The following is a 26343-nucleotide window of genomic DNA, read 5'->3' as shown; positions in this document are numbered from 1 at the left end:
TGGGGTGCCCCCCTTCGCGCAGCACAAGGGTGGAGCGGCGAAGCCGCCTGGGGGGTTGTTCTCTAGTGCGTGCCGGGGTAGGCACCACCGTCGGTGAGGATGTTCTGGCCCGTGATGTAGCTGGCCTGCTGGCTGCACAGGAAGGCGCACGCCGCACCGAATTCCTCGGGCGTGCCCAGGCGCCGCGCCGGCACGTTCTGCTTGCGCGCCTCGATCACCGACTCCACCGACTGCCCGGTCTTCCTGGCCGCGCCCTCCACCGTCGCGCGGATGCGGTCGGTGTCGAACACGCCGGGCAGCAGGTTGTTGATGGTCACGTTGGCCGAAGCCAGCTTGGTCGTGCGCGCCACGCCGGCCACGAAGCCCGTCAGCCCGCTGCGCGCGCCGTTGGACAGGCCCAGCACGTCGATCGGCGCCTTGACCGAGCTGGACGTGATATTGACGATGCGACCGAAGCCGCGTGCGGCCATGCCATCGACCGCGCCCTTGATGAGCTCGATGGGCGTCAGCATGTTGGCGTCCAGGGCCTTGACCCAGGTGTCGCGGTCCCAGTCGCGGAAGTCGCCGGGCGGCGGGCCGCCGGCGTTGGTGACGATGATGTCGAAGTCCTTGCGCACGGCGAACACGGCCGCGCGGCCTTCGGCGGTCGTGATGTCGGCCGCGACGCTCTGCACCTGCACCTCGGCGGCGCGCAGCGGCTCGGCCAGCAGCCGCTCGGACGCGGCCTGCAATGCGTCGGCACCACGTGCCACGATCAGCACGTTGACGCCCTCGCGCACGAGCGCCAGCGCACACCCGTAGCCCAGCCCCTTGCTCGCGCCGCATACGAGCGCCCACTTGCCTGCGATACCCAGATCCATGACGTGTTCCTTGCGTTGGTCGGTTGATGCGCGGGGATGATACGTCGCAGCCCCGCGAACAAAAACGGCGCCCGAAGGCGCCGTTCCTGGTGTGCGGGAATCGACGCGTCAGTCTTCGACGAAAGCCTCTTCGCGCTTGCTCTTCACGGCGGGCAGCAGCACGACGATCACGAGCACGGCGGCGGCGATCAGCAGGCCGGCAGAGATCGGACGCGTGACGAACACGCTCCAGTCGCCACGCGACAGCAGCAGCGCGCGGCGCAGGTTCTCTTCCATCATCGGCCCCAGGATGAAGCCGAGCAGCAAGGGAGCCGGTTCGCAGCCGAGCTTGTTGAACAGGTAGCCGATGAAGCCGAACCCGCCCACCATCCAGATGTCGAAGGTGTTGTTGTTGGTCGAGTACACGCCGATCGCGCAGAACAGCACGATGGACGGGAACAGGTACTTGTAGGGCACCGTCAGCAGCTTGATCCACATGCCGATCAGCGGCAGGTTCAGGATGACCAGCATCGCGTTGCCGATCCACATCGAGGCGATCAGGCCCCAGAACAGCTCGGGGTTGCTGGTCATGACCTGCGGACCCGGCTGGATGTTGTGGATCGTCATCGCGCCGACCATCAGCGCCATCACGGCGTTGGGCGGAATGCCCAGCGTCAGCAGCGGGATGAAGGAGGTCTGCGCACCGGCGTTGTTGGCCGACTCGGGAGCTGCCACGCCGCGGATGTTGCCCTTGCCGAAGGGCACTTCGCCCGGATGCAGCTTGGTCTTCTTCTCCAGCGTGTAGGCCGCGAAGGCTGCCAGCAACGCGCCGCCACCGGGCAGGATGCCCAGCGCTGCGCCCAGCGAGGTGCCGCGCAGCACGGCGGGCAGCATGCGCTTGAAGTCTTCCTTGGTCGGGAACAGGCCCGTCACCTTGCCGGTGAACACTTCACGCTCGTCCTCGGGCTTGGACAGGTTGGTGATGATTTCACCGTAGCCGAACACGCCCATGGCGATGGCCACGAATCCGATGCCGTCGGTCAGTTCCGGGATGTCGAAGCTGAAGCGCGCCACACCCGAGTTCACGTCGGTACCGACCAGGCCGAGCAGCAGGCCCAGCACGATCATGGCGATGGCTTTGAGCAGCGAGCCCGATGCCAGCACCACGGCACCGATCAGGCCCAGGATCATCAGCGAGAAGTACTCGGCCGGGCCGAACTTGAACGCCACCTCGGTCAGCGGAGGCGCGAACGCCGCCAGGATCAGGGTGCCGACGGAGCCGGCGAAGAACGAGCCCAGGCCAGCCGCCGCAAGCGCCGGCCCAGCCCGGCCCTTGCGCGCCATCTGGTAGCCGTCGATCACGGTCACCACCGACGAGGATTCGCCAGGCAGGTTCACCAGGATGGCGGTGGTCGAACCCCCGTACTGCGCGCCGTAGTAGATACCGGCCAGCATGATGAGTGCGGAGACTGGAGGCAGTGCGTAGGTCGCCGGCAGCAGCATGGCGATGGTGGCCACCGGGCCGATGCCCGGCAGCACGCCGATCAGCGTGCCCAAAATACAGCCGACCAGGCAGTACAGCAGGTTGGTCGCCGTGAATGCGACGCCAAAACCGAGGGAGAGGTTGTTGATCAGATCCATGGTGTCTTCTTCAGCCCGTGATGAAGGTCGGCCAGACCTGGATCTGGAGCTTCAGTGCCCAGATGAACGCTGCGTAGCTGCCGATGGCCAGCGCCGTCGCCAGCACCAGCACCTGCTTGAGCTTGAACTCGTGGCCAGCCGCACTGGAGATGATGGTCAGCGCATAGATCGCGACGATCATGCCCATCGCAGGAACGCCCATGCTCGGCAGGCCGCCGAGCAAGATGCCGAACGCGAAGTTGGCGGCCAGGATGAAGAAGAGTTGCTTCCACGCCCACTTGCCGATCGGTGCGCCATCGGGTGTCTCCACCACGAGCGAATTGAAGATGATGAGCACGCCGATCAAGGCCATGACCACACCCAGCATCAACGGGAAATACCCCGGACCCATACGGGCGCCGTTGCCCACGGTGTAGGTGGTCGCGCCCCAGGCGAAAGCGACCCCGACTCCCGTGAACATCAGTCCCGAGAAAAAGTCTTTTTGACTTTTGATCTTCACAAAAATGCCTCCTCTAACAAAAGGTGGCGCGATTGTGGAGGGGTTCACGCTGGCGGAAGATGTGGATTCCACCTACGCCATCGCTGACGAGCGCCTGACCAGCCCTGCCCGCATGTCGGGCGTCTTCTAGTCGAGCGGTGGCGTCGTGCTGAGCACTTCATCGACCGTCGTCAGGCCCTCGGCCACGCGCAGCGCGCCGGCCAGCCGCAGCGGGCGCATGCCATCGACCAGCGCCTGCTTGCGCAGGCCGCCCGGCTGCCCGTTCTGGTGCAGCCTTTCCTTGAAGGCTTCGCTGACGGCCAGCAGCTCATACAGGCCCATGCGGCCCATGAAGCCCGTCATGCGGCAGTCGACGCAGCCCACGGGCTTGTAGGGCGTGCAGTTCCCCGTGATGCGCCAGGGCGCGATGACCTGGTTCAGTGCCTCTCGCGTGAGGCTCTCGTCGGGCGCGCGGCATTGCCTGCACAGCGTGCGCACCAGGCGCTGGGCCAGCACGCCGAGAACGGTGGCGTTGAGCAGGTACGAGGGCACGCCCAGTTCCATCAACCGCGTCAAGGCCGAGGGCGCGTCGTTGGTGTGCAGCGTGGAGAACACCAGGTGCCCCGTGAGCGCGGCCTGGATCGCCATCTCGGCCGTCTGCAGGTCGCGGATCTCGCCGACCATGATCACGTCCGGGTCCTGCCGCATCAGCGCACGCAGGCCTTCGGCGAAGTTGAAGTCCAGCTGCGGCTGCACCTGGGTCTGGTTGAACGAGGGCTCGATCATCTCGATCGGGTCTTCGACCGTGCTGACGTTGAGCTCTTCGGTGGCCACGCGCTTGAGCGTGGAATACAGCGTGGTGGTCTTGCCCGAGCCGGTCGGACCGGTGACGAGGATCACGCCGTGCGGGCGCTTGACCAGCGCCTCCCAGCGCGTGGCGTCGTGCTGCGAGAAGCCCAGCGCGTCCAGGTCCTTCACGGCCGTGTCGGGGTCGAAGATGCGCATGACCATCTTCTCGCCGAAAGCGGTCGGCAGCGTGGACAGGCGCATCTCCACCTCGTCGCCCCTGGGGTTGCGCGTCTTGATGCGGCCGTCCTGCGGGCGGCGCTTTTCCACCACGTCCATGCGGCCCAGCAGCTTCACGCGCGAGACCATCGCGTTCATCACGCCCATGGGCATCTGGTAGACCGGGTGCAGCACGCCGTCGATGCGAAACCGGATCACGCCCTGGTCGCGCCGCGGCTCCAGGTGGATGTCGCTGGCGCGCTGGTTGAAGGCGTACTGCCAGAGCCAGTCCACCACCTGCACCACGCCCTGGTCGTTGGCGTCCAGCTGCTTGTTGGTCTTGCCCAGCTCGACCAGTTGCTCGAAGCTGGCCGGCGCCGCGCCGCTGCCGGACTTCTGCGCCGCACGCACCGACTTGGCCAGCGCGAAGAATTCGGCCGTGTAGCGCTGGATGTCCTGCGGGTTCGCCACCACGCGGCGCACGCTGCGGCGCGACTGGCGCTCGACCTCGCCGACCCAGTCGGTCACGAAGGGCTCGGCCGTGGCCACCATCACTTCCGTCGGGCCGACCTGCAGCGGCAGCACCTTGTGGCGCTCGGCATAGACGGCGCTCATGGTGTCGGCGACTTTGCCGACGTCCACCTTCAGCGGGTCGATGCGCAGGTAGGGCAGGCCGGCGCGGCCCGCCAGCCACTCGGCCAGCATCTCCATGTCCAATGGCTTGCCGTCGCGCGCACGCTGCATGGCCACGCTGGCCAGCCGCGCCAGCGCCGGCTGGCTGCTCTCGGCCTGCGAGCAGCGCGCCACGGTACGCTGGAATTCCTCGGGCGAGATCATGCCGTCGGCGGCCAGCCAGTCGACCAGCAGCCGCCAGTGGATGGGACCGACGTGCGCGGGCGTGGCGGGCGCCATGGCGTCAGGCCGCGACGGGGTGAAACACGCGCAGCCACTTGGCCGCGGGCAGGCCCCAGCGCGTTTGGATGTTCTCGGCGGCAGCCAGCAGTTCGGCCCGCGTGGGCCGGGTCGGCTCGCGCTGCGCCAGCACCACGGTGTTGCCCTCGCGGGTGGGGCGGAACGACCAGACGGCGCGCTCGCCGAACGCGGCGGAGATCTTGGCCAGGCTCTGCTCGTAGCTGGACGAGCGGCCGAACAGGTTCACCGTCATGGCGCCGTCCTCGGTCAGCAGGCGCCGGCAGTCGGCATAGAAGTCGGCGCTGTCGAGCACGGGCGAGGCGGCCTCGTGGTCGTACAGGTCGACCTGCAGGGCGTCGACCGTGCCGTGCAGCGTGCCGTCCAGCACGGCCAGCGCAGCGTCGGCCAGCCGCACCTGCAGGCGCACATCGTCGGGCGGCAGCTTGAACCAGCCGCGGCAGGCCGCGATCACCTGAGGGTTCAGCTCGATCGCCGTGGTGCGCATGCGCAGCTTCTTGTGGCAGAACTTGGTCAGCGTGCCGGCGCCCAAACCCAGCTGCATCGCGTGGCGCTGCGTGATGCCGGTGGGCGGCACGAACAGCAGCCAGGCCATCATGCGCTGCACGTATTCGAGCTCGATCTCGTAGGGTGCGTCGATCAGCATCGAGCCCTGCACCCATTCCGTGCCCAGGTGCAGGGTGCGCACGTCACCGTCGTCGGCGAACTGCACTTCGGGCAGGGCTGGCTTGGCGGCGGACCGGGCGCGCCGGCCGGGCTTGGTCGAGGGTTCGTGCGAAGTCTTGTCCAACATCCATTCCATTCAGCGATGCCGCGACACCGCCGTCGCGGCCAGCGGCGATTGTGGCGTCAATCCGCGGGCAGCAGGCCGCGCAGCCGGGGCAACGCGGCCAGCGCGTTGCGCGTGGTGGCGGCCTCGACGTCGGCCGGCGCCAGGCCGCGCAACTGCGCCAGCACGGCGCCGATGCGCGGCAGCTCGGCCGGCGTGTTCACGCCCTGCGGCCGGCCGGCAGCGCGCTCGGCCTGCGGCACATAGACCCACTGCGGCGGGATGTCGGGCGCGTCGGTCTCCATGACGATGGCGTCCAGCGGCAGCGTGCTGGCCAGGTTGCGCAGCTGGCGCGCGGTGTCGAAGGTCATGGCGCCGCCGAAGCCGAGCTTCAGGCCCTGTGCCAGGCAGGCTTCGGCCTGCTGCAGGCTGCCGCTGAAGGCATGGGCGATGCCCCGCCAGCCGCCACCGGGCCGCACGGCACGCAGGTGCTTGAGCGTCTGGTCCACACTGCGGCGCGTGTGCACCACCACCGGCAGGCCGTGGCGCTTGGCCAGCTGCAGCTGGGCGCGGAAGAAGTGCGTCTGCCGCTCCACCATGGCCGGCGTCTTGAGCTCGGGCACGAAGAAATCCAGCCCGATCTCGCCGACCGCCACCAGGCGCGGGTCGCCGGCATGGGCCGTCAGTGCGGCGTCCAGCCGATTGAGGTCACCGTCGTCGGCGCGTGGCACCAGCAGCGGGTGGATGCCCAGCGCGTAGGCATCGCCCATGCGGTGCGCCAGCGTGCGCACGCTGTCGAAGTCGAACACGCCCACCGCCGGCAGCACACACAGTTGCACGCCGCGCTCGGCGGCCAGCGCGCGCGCCGCCAGCGCCTGCGCGTGGTCAGCGCCGAATTCCGGCGCGTCCATGTGGCAGTGCGTGTCGATCCAGGGCATGGCACCACTGTAGCGCGCACCCTGGCACCGCCCCGGTGCAGCCGACCCGCCAAGATGTAAGGGAGCGAACGCCCGCGCAGATGCAGTGTCGGATGAACCGTGGTACCGTCATTCGACAGATCCGAAAACTCACGAATCACAGGTGATGCGATGCGAAGAACGGCTCTTTACAGCAGTGCGCAACGTGCTCCCGCGGAGCCGCCAGAGCCTGCCGCATCCCCCTCCCCCGAGAGCACACCGGCGCCGCGCCGCGGCTGGCGCGGCCTGTCGTGGCGCGACCCGCGCCTGCTGTGGGGCTGCATCGCGCTGCTGGCCGCAGCCCTGCTGGCGATGGGCACGCTGGCCACGCGCAGCCTGCCCCAGCAGCTGACGCAAAAGGACATCGACGCCGCCGTGCTGCGCACGCTGAGCACCAACGTGCTGCCCTCGCCCGCATCCAAGGCCTATGGCGCGATCATCCCGTCGGTGGTGCGCGTGATGGGCTTCGTGAAGGACAAGGCCGGCAAGGAAGACGTGGAGCATGGCGTCGGCTCGGGCGTCGTCATCGTCGACAAGGGCATCATCCTGACCAACCTGCACGTGGTCTCTGGCGCCGAGACCATCAAGGTCACCTTCTCCGACGGGCTGGAGACCACCGCCTCCATCACCGGCATGCAGCCCGAGAACGACCTGGCCGTGCTGCAGGCGCACAAGATCCCGGACGACATGATCGCCGCTACCATGCGCTCCACGGCCGACCTGCTGCCGGGCGACGAGGTGCTGGCGGTGGGATTTCCGTTTGGCATCGGTCCGTCGGCCTCCACCGGGGTGGTCTCCGGCCTGGGCCGGGCCTTCCGCTCGCCCGAGGGCAAGCAGCAGCTCACCAACCTGATCCAGTTCGACGCCGCCGCCAACCCCGGCAATTCGGGCGGCCCGCTGGTCACCATGGACGGCCAGGTCGTGGGCATCGTGACCGCCATCCTGAACCCCACTCAGCAGCGCACCTTCATCGGCATTGGTTTTGCTGTGCCCATCGAGAACGCGGCGTCCGCCGTGGGACTGCATCCGTTCTGAACCCCGCCTCCACCTCTGACAAGGATCCCGCATGACCGACAGCAGCAGCACCCTGCCCGCCGACACCGCGCAACTCATGGAACAGATCCTGTACGAGGTCAAGCGCGTCGTGGTCGGCCAGGACCGCTTCCTGGAACGCGTGATGGTCGCCATGCTGGCCCAGGGCCATTTGCTGGTCGAAGGCGTGCCGGGCCTGGCCAAGACGCTGACGGTGAAGACGCTGGCCGAGACCATCCAGGGCCAGTTCAAGCGCATCCAGTTCACGCCCGACCTGGTGCCGGCCGACCTGGTCGGCACGCGCATCTACAACCAGAAGACCGGCGAGTTCGGCACCTCGCTGGGCCCGGTGTTCACCAACCTGCTGCTGGCCGACGAGATCAACCGCGCGCCGGCCAAGGTGCAGAGCGCGCTGCTGGAGGTGATGCAGGAGCGCCAGGTCACGATCGCGGGCGAAACGCACCGCGTGCCCTCGCCGTTCCTGGTGATGGCCACACAGAACCCGATCGAGACCGAGGGCACCTACCCGCTGCCCGAAGCCCAGGTCGACCGTTTCATGATGAAGGTGCTGGTCGACTACCCGACCGACGAAGAAGAGTTCGTGATCGTGCAACGCGTGATCGGCCCGGCGGTACAGGTCTCGCGCGTGGCCACGACCGAGCAGCTGGCCGTGCTGCAGAAGGAATGCCGGCGCGTCTATGTGGACCCCTCGCTGATCCAGTACGCGGTCAAGCTGGTATCGGCCACGCGCAACCCGGCGGCCCACGGGCTCAAGGACCTGGGCCGCTTCATCACCTTCGGCGCCAGCCCGCGCGCCACGATCAACCTGACCGAAGGCGCGCGCGCGCTGGCCATGCTGCGCGGGCGCACCTATGCCCTGCCCGAGGACATGACCGACCTGGTGCCCGACGTGTTGCGCCACCGCGTGGCGTTGTCCTACGAGGCGCTGTCCGAAGGCATGAGCGGCGACGCCTTGATCGGCAAGATCATGGCCAAGATCCCGCCGCCACCCAAGCCGCTGGAACATGAAAAGCTCGCCGCCTGAACCTGCAACGCCAGCACCGCGCGCCGACCAGGTGCTGCGGCGCCTGGAATGGACCGTCATCCGCCGGCTGGATGGCCTGCTGCAGGGCGACTACCGCACGCTGATGCGCGGCACCGGCATGGACCTGGCCGACCTGCGCGAGTACCAGCACCACGACGACGTGCGACACATCGACTGGAACGTCACCGCCCGACTGCGGCAGCCCCATGTGCGCGTGTTCACCGAAGACCGGGAGATGGCGGCCTGGTTCCTGCTGGACCTGTCGCCCTCGGTGGACTTCGGCTCCGGCGAGCAGCGCAAGCGCGAGGTCTCCGCCGGCTTCGTCGGCGTGCTGGCGCGGCTGCTGACGCGGCACGGCAACCGCGTGGGCGCCATGCTGTACGGCGCGGGCGTGGACCAGGTGCTGCCCGCGCGCAGCGGCCGGCTGCACGTGCTGCAGCTGCTGCACATGATCCAGCAGCGCCCGCAAGCCGTGGACCAGGCCGGCAGCGTGACGCGGCTGCACGAGCTGCTGCAGTCCGCCGGCAACCTGATGCGCCGGCGCGCCACGGTGTTCGTGGTGTCCGACTTCATCAGCGAGCCCGGCTGGGAAAAGCCGCTGGCGCAACTGGCGCAGCGCCACGAGGTGCTGGCCGTGCGCCTGCTGGACCCGATGGAGCTGGAACTGCCCGACCTGGGCCTGATCCCGATCCGCGATGCCGAGACCGGCGAGCAGCTCATGGTCGACACCTCGGACCCGGGCTTTCGCAAGCGCTTCGCGCGCATCGCCGCCCAGCGCGAGGCCGAGCTGCGCCAGTCGCTGACACAGGCCGGCGTCGACACGCTGGAGCTGTCGACCGACGCCGACCTGGTCGATGCCATCATGCGCTTTGCCGACCTGCGCAAGCGCCGCAGCCAGCTGTCCAGCGGCGCGGGCGGCCTGCCCACCCATCTGCAACCGGCCACCGCCCGCGCGGCCTGACCGGCTGAGCGAAAGGAGAGCATCCATGCACTTTCTCTGGCCCGAATTCCTCTGGCTGCTGCTGCTCGCGCCGCTGCTGGTGCTGCTCTATGTGTGGCTGCTCAGGCGCAAGAAGAAGGCGGCGCTGCGCTATGCCAGCCTGTCCATCGTGCGCGAAGCCATGGGCACCGGCCAGAGCATCAAGCGCCACATCCCGCCCGTGCTGTTCCTGCTGGCGCTGACGGCGCTGATCGTGGCGGCCGCGCGGCCCATGGCCGTGATCAGCCTGCCGTCGCAGCAGGAGACCATCATCCTGGCCATGGACGTGTCGGGCAGCATGCGCGCCACCGACGTGCAGCCGAACCGGCTGGTGGCCGCGCAGAACGCCGCCAAGGCCTTCATCGCCGATCTGCCGCGCAACGTGCGCGTGGGCATCGTGGCCTTTGCCGGCACGGCCCAGGTCGTGCAACCGGCCACGCTGAGCCGCGAGGATCTGGTCACGGCCATCGACAAGTTCCAGTTGCAACGTGCCACCGCCATCGGCAGCGCCATCGTGGTGTCGCTGGCCGAGCTGTTCCCGGACGCGGGCATCGACGTGGGCGCCATGACCTACGGCCGCGAGCGCCCGCGCGGCGTGGCGCTGGACAAGGCCGGCACCGACAAGGAGCCGAAGAAGGAATTCGTGCCCGTGGCCCCCGGCTCCTACACCTCGGCCGCCGTGATCCTGCTGACCGACGGCCAGCGCACCACCGGCGTGGACACGCTGGAGGCGGCCAAGATGGCCGCCGACCGTGGCGTGCGCGTCTACACCGTGGGCGTGGGCACGGTGGACGGCGAGACCATCGGCTTCGAGGGCTGGTCCATGCGCGTGCGGCTGGACGAGGAGACGCTCAAGGCCGTGGCCACGCGCACCCAGGCCGAGTACTTCTACGCCGGCACGGCCGAAAACCTCAAGAAGGTCTACGAGACCCTGAGTTCGCGGCTCACGGTGGTGAAGAAGGAAACGGAAATCTCCGCCCTGCTGGCGCTGGCCGGCGCCGCGCTGGCCCTGCTCTCGGCCGGGCTGTCGCTGGCCTGGTTCAACCGGATCCTTTAGCAGCAGCCGCGCGCTGCGCCTCGACGCGCCGCACCCAGTGCCTGGCGCCCCAGCCAGCGCCCACGAGCAGCAACAGCGTGAGCCCCAGCAGCGCGTAGGTCAGCGGCCCGGGCGTGCGCAGTGCGGCCACGATCTGATCGACGAAGAACGCCATCACCAGCGTGCCCGGCGCCATGCCCAGCGCCGTGCCCAGCAGCATGTCGCGCAGGCTGATGTGCGAGGCGCCGGCCACCATGTTGATGATGGCGAACGGCGCCACCGGCACCACGCGGATGGCGATCACGGCCAGCAGGCCATGGCTGGCCAAGCGCTGGCTGATGGCGTTCACGCGCGGCCCGCCCAGGCGCTGCACCACCTCGTGGCCCAGCAGCCGGCCCAGGCCATGGCTGGCCGCTGCGCCGATCAGCGCGCCCAGCATGCAGCAGGTAAAGCCGGCCCAGGGCCCGAAGGCCACCAGGGTCACCAGCGACAGGAAGGTCAGCGGCACGGCCAGCGTGACGGCCAGGCCGAACCCGGCCACGGCCGCGACCGGCCCGAACGCCTGGCCCAGGCGCTGCAGCGTGTCGACGATGCGGTCCACGTCGAGCCATGCGCGCATGGGCGACCAGGTCCAGGCCGCGGCCAGCGCCACCAGGGCCAGCAGCGCCAGCACCAGCCAGACGAGGCGGCCGCGCAGCGCCTTGCGCGCGTCGTCGGCCGGCGCTGCGCTCATGCGATGGTTCCCGTGCCGCGGGCCAGTGCGCCGGCCAGTTCGCGCACATGTTGGGCGTCGAACACGGTGCCGTGCATGCCGGGCACCTGCACCTCGGTCAGCTGCCTGCCCATGAGCTGGCGCCAGGGCCGGAACAGCCAGCGGTCCCACGCGCCCAGGCCGGTCGAGCGCACCAGCAGCGTCGGCCCGTCGAATCCCACAGGCTTGTAGCCGCGCAGCGCCATGACCTGGCTCAGCAAGCCCGGGTCGTTGAACATGGCGCCCAGGCGGCGGCCGTTCATGCTCAGGTCCTGGATATGGAAGTGCCGCACCACCCAGCCCAGCGCGCGCCAGGCGGCCGTACCGCCCAGCAGCGAACTCGGAAAGGTGGTGTCCAAGAGGATCAGGCCGCGCACCGGCCAGCCGCGCTGCTGCAGCAGCCGCGCCGTCTCCAGCGCCGCCATGCCGGCCACCGAGAAGCCGGCCACGTAGCCGCCCTCGTGCCCGCTGCTGACGGCCTGCGCCTGGATGCGGTCGGCGTACAGCTCGGCCAGCTCCACGATGGTCTGGATGCTGGTCTGCAGCGGCGGCTGCAGCATGTACAGGTTGCCCGTATCGCCCATGGCCTTGGCCAGGCTCTGGAAGCGCAGCAGGTCGCCGTGGCCGGACGCCGCCAGGTACAGCGGCACGCGGGCCGATTCCGTGCTCAGGTGGCGCAGCAGCCCAGGCGCACCGCTGTGCTGCTGCAGCGCGATGGCCAGGCCCTCGATCGTCGGGTGCTCGGTGATCAGGTACAGCGGCACCTTGCGCCCGAGCAGCTTTTCCAGGCCGGCCATCATGTTGACGGCGGCCAGCGAGTCGCCGCCCAGGTCGAAGAAGTTGTCGTGCACGCCCAGCGTCGCCACGGCCAGCACGTCCTGCCACAGCGCCAGCAGGTCGCGTTCGATCTGGTTCATGGGCGCGCGCGAGACGGCGGCCGGCGCGGCCACGGGCTCGGGCAGGCGCGCGTAGTCGGTCTTGCCCACGCTGCTGCTGGGCAACTCGGGCAGCACGCTGATGCCCGAGGGCAGCATGTAGTCGGGCAGGCGCGCGCGTAGCTGGGCGTGCAGACGCTCGGCGCTCACTGGAGTACCTTCGCGCTGCGCGCTGCGGTGCTGAGCGCCTTCGGGCGGCCGGGCGGCGCGCTGATCGGGCGCGCCGACCCAGGCATGGATCGTGGGCTTGCCGCGCACTTCGCACAGCTGTGCCGCGGCCTGGGCCACACCGTCGATGGCCAGCAGCGCCGACTCGATCTCGCCCAACTCGATGCGATAGCCCCGCAGCTTGACCTGGCGGTCCAGCCGCCCGATGAAATGCAACTGCCCGTCGCTGCCCAGCCAGCCGCGGTCGCCGGTGCGGTACATGCGCCCGCCGGGCCTGAACGGGTCCGGCAGGAAGGCCACGGCATCCAGGTCGGGCCGCTTCAGGTAGCCGCGCGCGACCGCGTCGCCGCCGATGAAGATCTCGCCGGGCACGCCCAGCGGCATCGGGCGCTGCGCCGTGTCCAGCACGTAGATGCGGGTGTCATCGATCGGCCGGCCGATCGGCAGCGCCGAGTGGTGGCGGTGCGTCTCGCACTCCCAGGCGGTGGCGAAGATGGTGGCCTCGGTCGGGCCGTAGACGTTGAACAGCCGCGCGCCGGTCTGCGCGCAAAAGCGAGCCGCCAGCTCGGGCGCCAGCACCTCACCGCCGCAGCAGGCCACGCGCAGCTTGAGCCCGGGCCGGCCCGCCGCCGCGTCGAGGAAGCGGCCCAGCGTGGACGGCACGAAGGCCATGAAGGTGACGCCGTGGCGCACGGCGAAGTCGGCCAGCGACTCGGGCAGCAGCCGGCCTGGCGGCGGCAGCGCGATGCTGGCGCCGTGGGTCAGCGGCAGCAGCAGCTCGATCAGCGAGGGGTCGAACGTGGCCTGCGTGCCCTGGCCCGAGCGGTCGCGCCAGTCCACGTCGTAGGCGCGCGACAGCCACATCAGCCGCCGCGCCAGCATGCCGTGCTCGATCATCACGCCCTTGGGCCGGCCGGTGGAGCCGGATGTGAAGATCACGTAGGCCAGGTCGCCCGGCGCGGGCTGGGCCGGCGGCAGGTCGGGCACGGTGGGGTCGAAGGCCTCGACGGCCAGCGGTGGCAGCACCACGGCGCCCGCATGCAGGCCGCCCAGCCGATCGGCGTGCCGCGACGGGATCACCAGCGCCGCGGCCGCGCTCTCTTGCAGGATGGCCGCCAGGCGGGCCAGCGGTGCGTCCACGTCCAGCGGGAGAAACGCAGCGCCGGCCTTGGCGATCGCCAGCAGCGCCAGCACCAGCTCGGGCGAGCGGTCCACCGCCATGGCGACCACGGTGTCGCGGCCCACGCCCTGCAGCACGAGCTGGCGGGCCAGGCGGTTGGCACGGCGGTCCAGCCCCAGGTAATCCATGGTGCCGCCGTCCCAGACCAGGGCGACGGCGTCGGGCCGCAGCGAGGCCTGGTACTCGAACAGGCTCACGAAGGGCAGCGTGACGTCGTGGCAGGCCACGTCCTGGTGCTGGCCCGACACCACGTGCCAGCGCTCCTCGGGCGGCAGCAGCTCGACGTCGCCCACGCTGGTGCCGGCCGGCGCGTCCATCAGCCCTTCGACCAGATGCCAGAGCCGGCGGCCCAGCAACTCCACCTCGCCGGCCTCGAAACAGGCGGCGCTGGCCTCCAGCGCCAGTTCCACGTCCTGCTCGGGATGGAACTCGCAGACCGTCACGCCCAGCGGAAAGCGCGCGACGCCCGAGAACAGCTGGCGTGATTCGACCAGCTGGGCCTGGCCGAAGGCGACGGCGTAGTCCTGCCGCTCGAAGGAGAGCAGCACGTCGAACAGCCCGTCGCGGTTGGCGCGGATCATCTGCAGTTCGCGCCCCAGCTCGCTCAGCGGGTAGCGCGGGTGCCGCAGCGCCGCGCGCATGGCCGTGCCCACGCCGGACAGCAGCTCGTTGAGCGGCATGTCCGGCGCGACCTCGATGCGGATCGGCACCACGCCCACGAACATGCCCAGCGTGTCGGTGTAGCGGCGCCCGCCCCGGTTCAGGCTGGGCACGCCGACCACCACCTCGCGCCGGTCACCGATGCGCGCGAAATACAGCACCAGCGCGGCCAGGACCAGGTTGAACACGGTCTGGTTCTGCTCGACGGCATAGCGCCGCAGCCGTTCGTAGTCCACGCGCGGCACGCGGTGGAAGGCCAGGCTGGCCGAGGGCAGCGAGTCGGGCCGGGCCTGGCTGAAACGCCGCTCGATCATCGGTGTGGGCAGCGTGGGGATGCGCTCGCGCCAGTAGCGCGCGTCGCGCTCGAAACCGGCCGACGCACGGTAGGCATTGGACTCTTCGATAAATGCGCTGTAGCCCGGCACGTCGGAGCGGCCGGGCTCCTCGCCGCGGGCCAGCGCGTTGTGGATCTCGCTCCAGCGCCGCATGACCTGGGAGGTGCCCCAGCCGTCCATGACCAGGTGGTGGAACTGGATGGTCAGGCCGTGCAAGTTGTCCGACGCACGCAACAGCGCGAACCGCCACGGCGACCGGCCATCGAGCACGAAGGGCTCGGTCATGCGCTGCTGCCACCAGTCGCGCATGGCCTGCTTGGGGTCGTCGGCAGTGCTGCAGTCGATGACTTCCAGCGCCGGGTCGGCCACCGGCAGCAAGCGCTGGCTGCCATCGGCCAAGGGCGCCAGGCGCAGGGCCTCGTTCTCGGCGACCAGCCGCGCCAGCGCCCGGCGGAAGATGGTGAGGTCCAGCGGCCCGACCAGGAAGGCGCCACCGCCGATGTTCAGGTGGGCGCTGCCGGGCCAGGCCCGCTGGTCCAGCCAGACCTCGCGCTGGCTCAGCGACAGGGCCAGGCGTTCGGCCGGCGCCTGGCCATGTGCCGTAGGGGTGGCAGCCGTCAACGCGGCCATTTGGCGATCTCCTTGACGGCATGCTGGTAGCCGCGTTCCACGATCTCGGCAGCGCTCTTGTGTTCCATCATGGAGTAATCGGCAACTGGCGGCTCAAGATAATGGTCAGCCTGCGCGATCGTGCTGGCGCGCTGGTTCAAACCGCCGATGTGGCCGGCCCGGTACAGGATCTCGGTGATGCCCGGCGTGATGCGCTTGCGCGTCAGCAGGCCCTTGAGCGCGGTGCGGCGCGACAGGCGCGCCAGTGCGGGGTCGACGCCCAGGTCGTCCTGCACATCCACGTCGATCGCGATGATGGTGCCGTTGCCGCGCCGCTTCTCCAGCGGCGTGCCCAGGCGCATGCGCATGGCGCTGACCGGCACGTTTTCCAGGATGGCCCCGTCCACCAGCAGGTCGCCCTTGTACAGCACCGGCGGGAACAGGCCGGCCGGCGAATTGCTGGCCAGCACGGCGCGCCACAGCGGCCCGGAGTCCTGCACCGTGGTGCAGCCCTTGGACAGGTTGCAGGCCGCGGCGAAGAATGGCCGCCACAGGCTGTCGACCGCGATGTCGCCGAACATCTTCTGCAGGTCGCGCTCGACCCGGCGGCCGGCCACCAGCGAGATCAGGGGCACGGTGATGGTCTCGCCGCCCGCCGCGAAGGCCTGGGTGCGCCGCCTGATCTCGTCCAGCGGCACGTCGCAGGCGTACTGGGCGCCGACCAGCGCGCCCATGCTGTTGCCGCCGATCATGTCGATCGGAATGCCGGCCTCGGACAGCGCGCGCAGCACGCCCAGGTGCGCATAGCCACGCGCGCCGCCGCCGCCCAGCACCACGCCGGTCGCGGTGCCCGTCAGGAAGCGGCCGAGCCGGCCGAAGTCGCCGTCATGGCCCGTGCGCAGCGGGTAGACCCGCTCGCAGCTGCGGCCCTGCAGCCAGCGCCGCACCTCGTGCGGCTTGGGCGTGTTGGCCGGATGCAGCACCACCAGGTGCTTGCGCTTCATCGCAAAGCCGGGTTCGCGCGTGAGCCGCTGCTCCAGCTCGCCCACCTCCATCGAAGCACCGGCGTTGGCCACGAAGATCACCTGGTCGGCCTGGCGGAAGGCACGCCGCGTCCACGAGGACGCGACCGGCTCGGCCTCGTAGACCAGATAGTCGAACTGCTCCTCCAGGTCGTCATTGCGCCGGCCGATGTCGTCGTCGCCTGCATCCAGGCTGCCCAGCCCGCTGTGCGCCTGTGCCTCACTGGGCGGCAGCAGATGGACGCGCCCACTGTTCCCCAGGGCCTTGGCCAGGCCGCGTGCGACCACGTCGGCACCGGCGCCCACGTGCAAGGGCACGACCACGAAGGAAAGAGCGTAATGCTGCTGCGCGATCTGCGCCCCATGGCGCAGGTGGTTGTAGATGGCCTGCGAGAACACGCGGTTCACGGCCAGCGGCTGCAGGCGCAGCACCGTCTCGAAGTTGGCACGGTGCAGCACAGCCAGCGTGGAATCGCGCACCGCCGTCACATCGGCCGTGCGCGGCTGGTGCAGGATCATGCCGGTCTCGCCCACGCTCTCGCCCGCACTGATCTCGTTGTAGAGCAGCAGGCTGCCATCGGGATTGCGGCGCGACACGCGCAGGCGCCCGCTCAGGACGAAGAACATGCTGTCCGAGGGGTCGCCCTCGCGCAGCACCTGCAGCCCACCGCGGACATCCTGCAACTCGAAGAAGCCAGCCAGGTCGTTCAGCACGGACTCGTCCAGCTGGCCGAAGACACGGCTGTCGCGCAGCACCTGCAAGGCGCGGGTCCGGAATTTTGCGGCTACTACCATGCAGGCCCATCCATTTCTCAGATCGCCAGGCAGCGCAGATCACAGGGATTGGCTAAGCGTCCGCCCTGGTTGTGCGCCCCATCTGCTTGCGGACCTTAGCAAATACTAGCAATCTTTTGTGCGGAAAAATGCACATTGCCATCGCTGGCAACGGGGTCGCGTGGCGCGAGCGTCAGCGGCCGGGTGCGAACAGATCGACGCGGTCGGTGATGACAGCGTCCGTGCCCAACGCCTGCAGGCGCTGTGCCTCCGGCGCGTCATTGACGGTGTAGCTCAGCATGCGCAGGCCCGCCGCGCGCACCTGGGCCACCACGTCCGTCGTCCACAGGCTATGGCGGCACACGACGGCCACGCAGCCCAGGGTTTGCGCCGACGCCAGCCAGCCCTCGGTCAGGCTGTCCAGCAGCAGGCCGCGAGGCAGCCCGGGCTGGGCCGCCTGCGCTGACGCGAGCGCAGCAGGCTGGAACGAGGTGAGCAGCGGCGGCACGGCCTGGCCGACCCAGAGGCGGGCCGCATGGTCGGCCACCGTGGCGCCGGTGATGGCCTCGGCGCCCGGGGTGGGCTTGATTTCGATGTTCAGCAGGCTGGCGTTGGCCTGGCAAAAGCGAGCGACGCCTTCCAGCGTGGCCAGGGGCTCGCCCGCGTAGGCGCGCGAATGCCAGGAGCCGGCGTCCAGCCGCGCCAGCTCGGCCCAGTCGCGCTCGCCAGCCACGCCACTTGCGTTGCAGGTGCGCTCCAGCGTCGCGTCGTGCAGCAGGAAGGGCACGCCGTCGGCGCTGAGCTTCGCGTCGCACTCGAACATGCGGTAGCCAAAGCTGGCGCCGAGGCGGAAGGCGGCCAGCGTGTTCTCGGGTGCGAGCTTGCCGGCGCCACGGTGCGCGACCCAGGCCGGGTATGGCCAGTCGCGCGCGGCGGCCATTACAGGCGCTGCCGCGTGGCGGCGTCGAACCAGTGCAGCTGCGCCGGCGGTGCCGAAACCATGACGCGGTCGCCCACCTGGGGCGCGGGCAGCATGGCGTCCAGGCGCACGGTGAACAGGCCATCGCCCACCCGGCCGTAGACCAGGCGCTCGGCGCCCAGCATCTCGACGGCTTCCACGGTCAGAGGCCAGCCGCCGTCGCTGCGCAGTTCGGCATGCTCGGGGCGCAGGCCGATGACCAGGGCGCCTTCGCGCGGTGCGCCCTGCGGCAGCGGCAGGGTCTGCCCGGCCACGGTGAAGCTGTTGCCCTGGGCCGTGCCTTCCAGCAGGTTCATGGGCGGCGAGCCGATGAAGCTGGCGACGAAGGTCGTCGCGGGACGGTGGTAGACCTCGTCGGGCGTGCCGAACTGCTCCATGCGGCCAGCGTTCATGACCATCATGCGCTGCGCCAGCGTCATGGCCTCGACCTGGTCGTGCGTGACGAACAGCGAGGTGATGCCCAATTCGCGGTGCAGCTTCTGGATCTCCAGGCGGGTCTGGGCGCGCAGCTTGGCGTCCAGGTTGGACAGCGGCTCGTCGAACAGGAACACCTGGGGCTGGCGCACGATGGCGCGGCCCATGGCCACGCGCTGGCGCTGGCCGCCGGAGAGCTGGCGCGGCTTGCGGTCCAGCAGGTGGCCGAGCTCCAGGATCTTGGCGGCCTTGTCGACGCGCGCACGGATCTCGTCTTTGGGCACCTTGGCGATCTTCAGGCCATAGGCCATGTTCTCGAAGTTCGTCATGTGCGGGTACAGCGCGTAGTTCTGGAAGACCATCGCGATGTCGCGGTCGGCCGGCTCCACGTCGTTGACCACACGCGGGCCGATGGCGATCTCGCCGCCGCTGATTTCCTCCAGACCGGCGACCATGCGCAGCAGCGTGGACTTGCCGCAGCCCGACGGGCCGACGATGACGACGAATTCACCGTCCTTGACCTCGGCGTCCACGCCGTGGATCACCTGCACGGCCTTGGGGCCGTGGCCGTACTGCTTGAGGACTTTGCGAAGAGAGATGGAAGCCATGCTTGCTGCTTATTTTTCGGTGTCGACCAGGCCCTTGACGAACCATTTCTGCATCAGCACCACGACCAGCGTCGGCGGCAGCATGGCCAGGATGGCGGTGGCCATGATGATGTTCCAGTCGGTCGCGGCGTCGCCGCTGGCGATCATGCGCTTGATCCCGATGACGATCGGGTACATGTCTTCGGTGGTCGTGGCCAGCAGAGGCCACAGGTACTGGTTCCAGCCGTAGATGAACTGGATCACGAACAGCGCCGCGATCGAGGTCTGCGACAGCGGCACGAGGATGTCCTTGAAGAAGCGCATCGGCCCGGCGCCGTCGATGCGGGCGGCCTCCACGAGCTCGTCCGGCACGGTCAGGAAGAACTGCCGGAACAGGAAGGTGGCCGTGGCCGAGGCGATCAGCGGCACCGTGAGCCCGGCGTAGGTGTTGAGCATGTTCAGGTCCGACAGGACCTTGTAGGTGGGCAGGATGCGCACCTCCACCGGCAGCATCAAGGTGATGAAGATCATCCAGAAGACGATCTTCTTGAATGGGAACTTGAAGTAGACGATGGCGAAGGCCGAGAGCAGCGAGATGGCGATCTTGCCCAGGCTGATGACCAGCGCCGTGACCAGGCTGACCCACATCATGCGGCCGACCGGCGCAGCCGAGCCTTGGGTGGAGCCGCTGCCCGTGAGGGCGGCCTTGTAGTTCTCCACCATGTGCGCGCCCGGCGTGATGGGCATGGGCACCTGCACGATCTCGTCGCGCGTGTGCGTGGAGGCCACGAAGGCCAGGTAGATCGGGAAGGCGACGATCAGGATGCCCAGCACCAGGACCAGGTGCGACAGCAGCGTCAGCAGGGGGCGGCGTTCAACCATGGTGCGACGTGCTCAGTTAGTAGTTGACTTTTTTCTCGACGTAGCGGAACTGGATCACCGTCAGCACCACGACGATGAACATCAGCACCACCGACTGTGCGGCCGAGCCGCCCAGGTCCAGCGCCTTGAAGCCGTCGTGCCAGACCTTGTAGACCAGGATGGAGGTGTCACGTCCTGGGCCGCCTTCAGTGGTGGCGTGCACGATGGCGAAGGTGTCGAAGAAGGCGTAGACGATGTTGATGACCAGCAGGAAGAAGGTGGTGGGCGACAGCAGCGGCAGCTGGATCGAGAAGAAGCGCCGCAACGGGCCGGCGCCATCGATGGCGGCGGCCTCGATCAGCGCCTTGGGAATGGACTGCAGCCCGGCCAGGAAGAACAGGAAGTTGTAGGAGATCTGCTTCCAGACCGCGGCCACGACGATCAGCGTCAGCGCATGGTTGGAGTTCAGCAGATGGTTCCAGTCGAAGCCCATGCCGCGCAGCCCGTAGGCCACGATGCCGATGCTGGGCGAGAACATGAACACCCACAGCACGCCGGCCACAGCGGGGGCCACGGCGTACGGAATGACGAGGAAGGTCTTGTAGACCAGGCCGCCGCGCAGGATGCGGTCGGCGAAGATGGCCAGCACCAGCGACACCGCGATGCCCAGGCCGGCAACGAGCACGGAGAACAGCGCCGTGATCTTGAAGGATTCGATGTAGGCCGCGTCTTCGAACAGCGTCACGAAGTTGGCGAGCCCGACCCAGGTGGTGGACGTGCCGAATGCGTCCTCGCTCTGCAGCGACTGGATGATGGCCTGGCTGGCAGGCCAGAAGAAGAACACCAGCACCACGGCCATCTGCGGCGCGACCAGGAGCCAGGGCAGCCAGGCCGAGCGGAAGAGGACGCGTTTTTCCATGGTGTTGTGTGTTCTAGGAAGGATCAGCCGCGGCCCCCCAGGCGCCGCGGCGGGCGAGTGTACAGGGCGCGGCGGCCCCGTCCGCAATCAGCCCTTGTTGGCTTTCTCGAAACGCTCGAGCTGTTCGTTGCCGCGCTTGACGGCGTTGTCCAGCGCCTGCTTGGCGCTTTGCTTTCCGCTCCAGATCTGCTCGGCTTCCTCGTCCACGATGGTGCGGATCTGGAGGAAGTTGCCCAGACGGATGCCGCGCGATTTGTCCGTGGTCTTGCGGATCATCTGCGTGACGGCCACGTCGGTGCCAGGGTTCTGCTTGTAGAAGCCGGACTTCTCGGTCAGCTCATACGCGGCCATGGTGACCGGCAGGTAACCCGTGCGCTTGTGGCTGGCCGACTGCACTTCGGCGTTGGACAGGAAGCTGAAGAAGCTGGCCACGCCCTTGTACTCGGCCGGCTTCTTGCCGCCCATGGCCCACAGGCTGGCGCCACCGATCACGGTGTTCTGCGGTGCGCCCTGCACATCGGGGTAATACGGCAGCGGTGCGATGCCGTAGGCGAACTTGGCGTCCTTGGCCACACGCGCGTACAGGCCGGAGGAGCCGGTCATCATGGCGCACTCACCCGCGGGGAACGAGGCATCGGGGGTGTTGTTGCGGCCCTTGTAGACGAACAGGCCCTGCTGCGACATGTTGGCCAGGTTCTCGAAGTGGCGCACATGCAGCGGCGAGTTGAAGGCCAGGCGCGTGGCCGTGCCGCCGAAGCCGTTGTTCAGCGTGGCGTACAGCGTGTTGTGCCAGGCCGAGAAGCTCTCCAGTTGCGTCCAGCTCACCCAGCTGGTGGTGAAAGGGCACTTGTGGCCGCTGGCCTTGAGCTTGGCTGCCGCGACCGCGACTTCGGGCCAGGTGGTCGGCGCCTTGTTCGGGTCCAGGCCGGCGGCCTTGAAGGCGTCCTTGTTGTAATAGAAGATGGTCGTGGAGCTGTTCAGCGGGAAGCTCAGCATCTGGCCGTTGGGTGCCGTGTAGTAACCGGCGACGGCGGAGATGTAGGCGTTCTGGTCGAACTTGACACCAGCCTCCTTCATGATTTCGCCGACCGGCTTGATCGCACCCTTGGACGCCATCATGGTCGCCGTGCCGACCTCGAACACCTGCAGGATGTGCGGCGCATTGCCCGAGCGGAAGGCGGCGACGCCGGCGGTCAGCGTCTCGTCGTACTGGCCCTTGTAGGTAGGCACCACCTTGTATTCGCTCTGGCTGGCGTTGTACTGCTTGGCCAGGTCGTTGACCCATTCGCCAAGCGGGCCGCTCATGGCGTGCCACCACTGGATCTCTGTTTGCGCCTGCGCGGGAAGCGCGGCGGCGATGGCAGCTGCGATGGCGAGGCTGCGGACGTTCAGTTTCATTGGTTCTCCAAAAACTCGACAGGCTAGACGTCGAATATGACATTTTGATTTAAGCCCAATGACTGTCATGCCGGTATGCGGGTTTCCATGGGCCGCCCTGCGCGCTACTCCCCTCGCCGATTGTTGCGCTGCGGTAACATCCACGCCCGCCCGCGTCCGAGGGCCGGCCGCCACAGAGCTCCACCCCGATGAACGCCCCCACCACGCTGAACCAACTGCTCGCCCCTGCGGACCCGACGCAGCGATTGCGCGAGATTCCGTACAACTACACCTCCTTCTCCGACCGCGAAATCGTGGTGCGCCTGCTGGGCGCGCGCGCGTGGGATCTCGTGCAGTCGCTACGGGACGAACGCCGCACTGGACGCTCGGCCCGCATGCTGTACGAGGTGCTGGGCGACATCTGGGTCGTGCAGCGCAACCCCTATTTGCAGGACGACCTGCTGGACAACCCCAAGCGCCGCGCGCTGCTGGTGCAGGCCATGCAGCACCGGCTGGCGGCAGCCGAGAGCCGGCGCACGCCGCAGGCCGACCCGACGCGCGACGTGCTGGTCGGCGAGCTGCTGGACGTGGCACGCCAGGCCGTTGCCAATTTCGATGCCGACTTCAGCGAAATCGCCGCACTGCGCCGCCGCGCGCGGCGCGTGCTGCAGAAGCTGACGGCCAAGGACAACATCAAGTTCGACGGCCTCTCGCGCGTGTCGCACGTGACCGACGCCACCGACTGGCGCGTGGAATACCCGTTCGTGGTGCTGACCCCGGACAGCGAGGCCGAGATGGCCGGCCTGGTCCGCGCCTGCATCGAGCTCAAGCTGACCATCATCCCGCGCGGCGGCGGCACCGGCTACACCGGCGGCGCGATCCCGCTGACCTGGAACAGTGCCGTCATCAACACCGAGAAGCTGGAGGCGATGACCGAGGTCGAGATGGTCACCCTGCCCGGCGTTGCCGAGCCCGTGGCCACCATCTGGACCGAGGCCGGCGTGGTCACGCAGCGCGTGGCCGACGCGGCCGAGCGCGGTGGCCACGTGTTCGCGGTGGATCCGACTTCGGCCGAGGCCTCGTGCATCGGCGGCAACGTGGCGATGAACGCCGGTGGCAAGAAGGCCGTGCTCTGGGGCACGGCGCTGGACAACCTGGCCTCCTGGCGCATGGTGACGCCCGACGCGCAATGGCTGGAAGTCACGCGGCTGGACCACAACCTGGGCAAGATCCACGACGCCGAGCGCGCGAGCTTCGAGCTGCGCTACTTCGAGGCCGATGGCAAGACGCCCGTGCGCACCGAGCGCCTGGACATCCCCGGCCGCGTGTTCCGCAAGGAAGGCCTGGGCAAGGACGTGACCGACAAGTTCCTGTCGGGCCTGCCCGGCATCCAGAAGGAAGGCTGCGACGGCCTGATCACCAGCGCGCGCTGGATCGTTCACCGCATGCCGCAGCACACGCGCACGGTGTGCCTGGAGTTCTTCGGCAACGCCAAGGACGCCGTGCCCAGCATCGTGGAGATCAAGGACTTCATGTTCGCCGAGCAGAAGCGCTCGGGCGTGCTGCTGGCCGGCCTGGAACACCTGGACGACCGGTATCTCAAGGCGGTCGGCTATGCGACCAAGTCCAAGGCGCATGGCGAGGGCCTGCCCAAGATGGTGCTGTTCGGCGACATCGCCGGCGACGACGCCGACGCCGTGGCGCGGGCCACATCCGAGGTGGTGCGCATCGCGAACTCGCGCAGCGGCGAAGGCTTCATCGCGATCAGCCCGGAGGCGCGCAAGAAGTTCTGGCTGGACCGCAAGCGTACCGCCGCGATCAGCCGGCACACCAACGCCTTCAAGATCAATGAAGACGTGGTGATCCCGCTGCCGCGCATGGCCGAGTACACGGACGGCATCGAGCGCATCAACATCGAGCTGTCGCTGCGCAACAAGCTGGCGCTGTGCGATGCGCTGACCGACTTCTTCAGCGCCGGCCAGCTGCCGCTGGGCAAGGGCGACGACGCGGCGGACATCCCTTCGGCCGAACTGCTGGAAGACCGCGTCGCGCAGGCGCTGACGCTGCTGCGCGACGTGCGGGGCCTGTGGCAGGGCTGGCTGCAGAACGTGGACGCGCTGTTCCCGCAGCTGCAGGACCACAGCCTGCGCGCCAGCTGGAAGACGCAGATCCGCGCGCCGCTGCAGGCGATCTTCGGCGGCAGCGCGTTCGCCGCGATCCTCAAGGAATGCTCGGCCATCCACCAGCGCGTGCTCAAGGGCCGTGTCTGGGTGGCGCTGCACATGCACGCGGGCGACGGCAACGTGCACACCAACATCCCGGTCAACAGCGACAACTACGAGATGCTGCAGACCGCCCACGAGGCCGTGGCGCGCATCATGCAGCTGGCACGCGCGCTGGACGGCGTGATCTCGGGCGAGCACGGCATCGGCATCACCAAGCTCGAGTTCCTGACCGAGGACGAGGTCGCGCCGTTTGCCGACTACAAGCGCCGGGTGGACCCGGAAGGCCGCTTCAACAAGGGCAAGCTGCTGCGCGACGCCACGCTGCATGCCGACCTGACGAACGCCTACACCCCGAGCTTCGGGCTCATGGGCCACGAGTCGCTGATCCTGCAGCAAAGCGACATCGGCGCGATTGCCGACAGCATGAAGGACTGCCTGCGCTGCGGCAAATGCAAGCCGGTCTGCGCCACGCACGTGCCACGCGCCAACCTGCTCTACAGCCCGCGCAACAAGATCCTGGCGACCTCGCTGCTGATCGAGGCCTTCCTGTACGAAGAGCAGACGCGGCGCGGCATCAGCATCAAGCACTGGGCCGAGTTCGAGGATGTGGCCGACCATTGCACGGTCTGCCACAAGTGCCTGACGCCTTGCCCGGTCAAGATCGACTTCGGCGATGTGACCATGAACATGCGCAACCTGCTGCGCAAGATGGGCAAGAAGAGCTTCAGGCCTGGCAACGCGGCCGCGATGCTGATGCTGAACGCGACCAATCCGCAGACCATCAAGTTCATGCGCTCGGCCATGGTCGACGTGGGCTTCAAGGCGCAGCGCCTGGCCAACGACCTGCTGCGCGGATTCACGCGCAAGCAGACCAAGGCGCCGCCGGCCACCGTGGGCCCGGCACCGGTCAAGGAGCAGGTCATCCACTTCATCAACAAGAAGATGCCGGGCGGCCTGCCCAAGCGCAGCGCGCGCGCACTGCTGGACATCGAGGACAAGGACTACGTGCCCATCATCCGCAATCCGCAGTCCACGACCACGGATTCGGAGGCGGTGTTCTACTTCCCGGGTTGCGGCTCGGAGCGGTTGTTCAGCCAGGTGGGCCTGGCGACGCAGGCCATGCTGTGGCATGCCGGTGTCCAGACCGTGCTGCCGCCGGGCTACCTGTGCTGCGGCTACCCGCAGCGCGGCTCGGGCCAGTTCGACAAGGCCGAGAAGATCATCACCGACAACCGCGTGCTGTTCCACCGCGTGGCCACCACCCTGAACTACCTGGACATCAAGACCGTGGTGGTGAGCTGCGGCACCTGCTATGACCAGTTGCAGGGCTACCAGTTCGACAAGATCTTCCCGGGCTGCCGCATCGTCGACATCCACGAATACCTGCTGGAAAAGGGCATCACGCTCGGCCAGGCCGGCGCCTACCTGTACCACGACCCATGCCACACGCCCATGAAGCAGCAGGAGCCGATCAAGACCGTGAAGGCGCTGCTCGGCGACCAGGTCACGCAGAGCGCGCGTTGCTGCGGCGAGTCCGGCACGCTGGGCGTGACGCGGCCAGACATCTCCACGCAGATCCGCTTCCGCAAGGAAGAGGAGCTGCAGAAGAACGAGGTCGCCTTGCGCGCCGCGGGCGCGCAAGGCGACCTCAAGATCCTGACCAGCTGCCCGAGCTGCCTGCAAGGCCTGTCGCGCTACCAGAACGATCTGCAAAGTGGCCTGCTGGAGGCCGACTACATCGTGGTGGAGATGGCGCGCAAGATCCTGGGCGAGGACTGGCTGCAGACTTATGTGACCGCCGCCAACGGCGGCGGCATCGAGCGCGTGCTCGTTTGAG

At 68.5% G+C, this 26343-nt stretch carries 19 protein-coding genes; 5 read left to right on the top strand and 14 right to left on the bottom strand.

Features of this window, described 5'->3' with window-relative positions; genetic code table 11:
• Positions 1-62: 62 nt before the first annotated feature.
• From ASF43_RS14175 to ASF43_RS14150, 6 genes are all read right to left on the bottom strand, one after another.
• On the bottom strand, positions 63-860 hold the full coding sequence (locus tag ASF43_RS14175; RefSeq protein ID WP_056182070.1) for an SDR family oxidoreductase: 798 nt from the start codon (positions 858-860) through the stop codon (positions 63-65).
• A gap of 108 nt (positions 861-968) precedes the next feature.
• Entirely contained in the window at positions 969-2480 is a 1512-nt protein-coding gene (locus ASF43_RS14170; RefSeq protein WP_056182068.1) for a tripartite tricarboxylate transporter permease, read from the bottom strand.
• A gap of 10 nt (positions 2481-2490) precedes the next feature.
• Positions 2491-2979: a tripartite tricarboxylate transporter TctB family protein gene (locus tag ASF43_RS14165; protein WP_056182066.1), complete on the bottom strand. Its 489-nt coding sequence runs from the start codon at positions 2977-2979 to the stop codon at positions 2491-2493.
• A gap of 126 nt (positions 2980-3105) precedes the next feature.
• Positions 3106-4875, bottom strand: coding sequence for a GspE/PulE family protein (locus ASF43_RS14160; protein ID WP_056182063.1), 1770 nt, complete (start codon positions 4873-4875; stop codon positions 3106-3108).
• Between the two features lie 4 nt (positions 4876-4879).
• Entirely contained in the window at positions 4880-5686 is an 807-nt protein-coding gene (locus ASF43_RS14155) for a hypothetical protein (protein ID WP_056183405.1), read from the bottom strand.
• Positions 5687-5742: 56 nt separating this feature from the next.
• A complete protein-coding gene (locus ASF43_RS14150) occupies positions 5743-6600 on the bottom strand; it encodes a TatD family hydrolase (protein WP_056182060.1) in 858 nt (285 codons plus the stop codon).
• A gap of 150 nt (positions 6601-6750) precedes the next feature.
• On the opposite strand from ASF43_RS14150, the gene ASF43_RS14145 reads away from it, so the two are divergent.
• From ASF43_RS14145 to ASF43_RS14130, 4 genes are read left to right on the top strand one after another with little or no spacing between them, the layout of a single operon-like run.
• Positions 6751-7653, top strand: coding sequence for a S1C family serine protease (locus ASF43_RS14145; RefSeq protein WP_056182059.1), 903 nt, complete (start codon positions 6751-6753; stop codon positions 7651-7653).
• 31 nt (positions 7654-7684) lie between these two features.
• A complete protein-coding gene (locus ASF43_RS14140) occupies positions 7685-8695 on the top strand; it encodes a MoxR family ATPase (RefSeq protein ID WP_056182056.1) in 1011 nt (336 codons plus the stop codon).
• Positions 8676-9656 (top strand): DUF58 domain-containing protein, encoded by a 981-nt coding sequence (locus ASF43_RS14135; RefSeq protein WP_056182053.1) that lies wholly within the window; start codon positions 8676-8678, stop codon positions 9654-9656. The genes ASF43_RS14140 and ASF43_RS14135 overlap by 20 nt, the downstream gene beginning before the upstream one ends.
• Before the next feature lie 25 nt (positions 9657-9681).
• Positions 9682-10731, top strand: a complete 1050-nt coding sequence (locus ASF43_RS14130) for a VWA domain-containing protein (RefSeq protein ID WP_056182050.1) — start codon at positions 9682-9684, stop codon at positions 10729-10731.
• Here ASF43_RS14130 and ASF43_RS14125 read toward each other — a convergent pair.
• The 8 genes from ASF43_RS14125 to ugpB all read right to left on the bottom strand — a co-directional run bounded on the left by ASF43_RS14125 (position 10715) and on the right by ugpB (position 22302).
• Complete coding sequence (locus tag ASF43_RS14125; protein WP_056182049.1) at positions 10715-11443, bottom strand: TVP38/TMEM64 family protein; 729 nt, start codon at positions 11441-11443, stop codon at positions 10715-10717. The genes ASF43_RS14130 and ASF43_RS14125 overlap by 17 nt on opposite strands.
• Positions 11440-15369, bottom strand: coding sequence for a non-ribosomal peptide synthetase (locus tag ASF43_RS14120; RefSeq protein WP_056182047.1), 3930 nt, complete (start codon positions 15367-15369; stop codon positions 11440-11442). The genes ASF43_RS14125 and ASF43_RS14120 overlap by 4 nt, the downstream gene beginning before the upstream one ends.
• Complete coding sequence (locus tag ASF43_RS14115) at positions 15357-17165, bottom strand: cyclic nucleotide-binding and patatin-like phospholipase domain-containing protein (protein WP_082497856.1); 1809 nt, start codon at positions 17163-17165, stop codon at positions 15357-15359. The genes ASF43_RS14120 and ASF43_RS14115 overlap by 13 nt, the downstream gene beginning before the upstream one ends.
• A gap of 172 nt (positions 17166-17337) precedes the next feature.
• The gene (ugpQ, locus tag ASF43_RS14110) at positions 17338-18084 is read right to left on the bottom strand and encodes a glycerophosphodiester phosphodiesterase (protein WP_056182043.1); all 747 of its coding nucleotides are present in this window, start codon (positions 18082-18084) and stop codon (positions 17338-17340) included.
• Positions 18084-19145, bottom strand: a complete 1062-nt coding sequence (locus tag ASF43_RS14105) for a sn-glycerol-3-phosphate import ATP-binding protein UgpC (RefSeq protein WP_056182040.1) — start codon at positions 19143-19145, stop codon at positions 18084-18086. The genes ugpQ and ASF43_RS14105 overlap by 1 nt, the downstream gene beginning before the upstream one ends.
• Before the next feature lie 9 nt (positions 19146-19154).
• Positions 19155-20006, bottom strand: coding sequence for a sn-glycerol-3-phosphate ABC transporter permease UgpE (ugpE, locus tag ASF43_RS14100; protein WP_056182037.1), 852 nt, complete (start codon positions 20004-20006; stop codon positions 19155-19157).
• A gap of 16 nt (positions 20007-20022) precedes the next feature.
• A complete protein-coding gene (gene ugpA, locus ASF43_RS14095) occupies positions 20023-20904 on the bottom strand; it encodes a sn-glycerol-3-phosphate ABC transporter permease UgpA (RefSeq protein WP_056182035.1) in 882 nt (293 codons plus the stop codon).
• A gap of 87 nt (positions 20905-20991) precedes the next feature.
• On the bottom strand, positions 20992-22302 hold the full coding sequence (gene ugpB / locus ASF43_RS14090; protein ID WP_056182033.1) for a sn-glycerol-3-phosphate ABC transporter substrate-binding protein UgpB: 1311 nt from the start codon (positions 22300-22302) through the stop codon (positions 20992-20994).
• Positions 22303-22490: 188 nt separating this feature from the next.
• Here ugpB and ASF43_RS14085 point away from each other — a divergent pair, with 188 nt between their 5' ends.
• Positions 22491-26342, top strand: a complete 3852-nt coding sequence (locus ASF43_RS14085; RefSeq protein ID WP_056182030.1) for an FAD/FMN-binding oxidoreductase — start codon at positions 22491-22493, stop codon at positions 26340-26342.
• Position 26343 lies beyond the last annotated feature (1 nt).

Origin of the sequence: Pseudorhodoferax sp. Leaf267, assembly GCF_001422405.1 — a bacterium.
Classification (GTDB): domain Bacteria; phylum Pseudomonadota; class Gammaproteobacteria; order Burkholderiales; family Burkholderiaceae_C; genus Pseudorhodoferax.
This window is presented reverse-complemented; position numbering and strand designations above follow the sequence as displayed.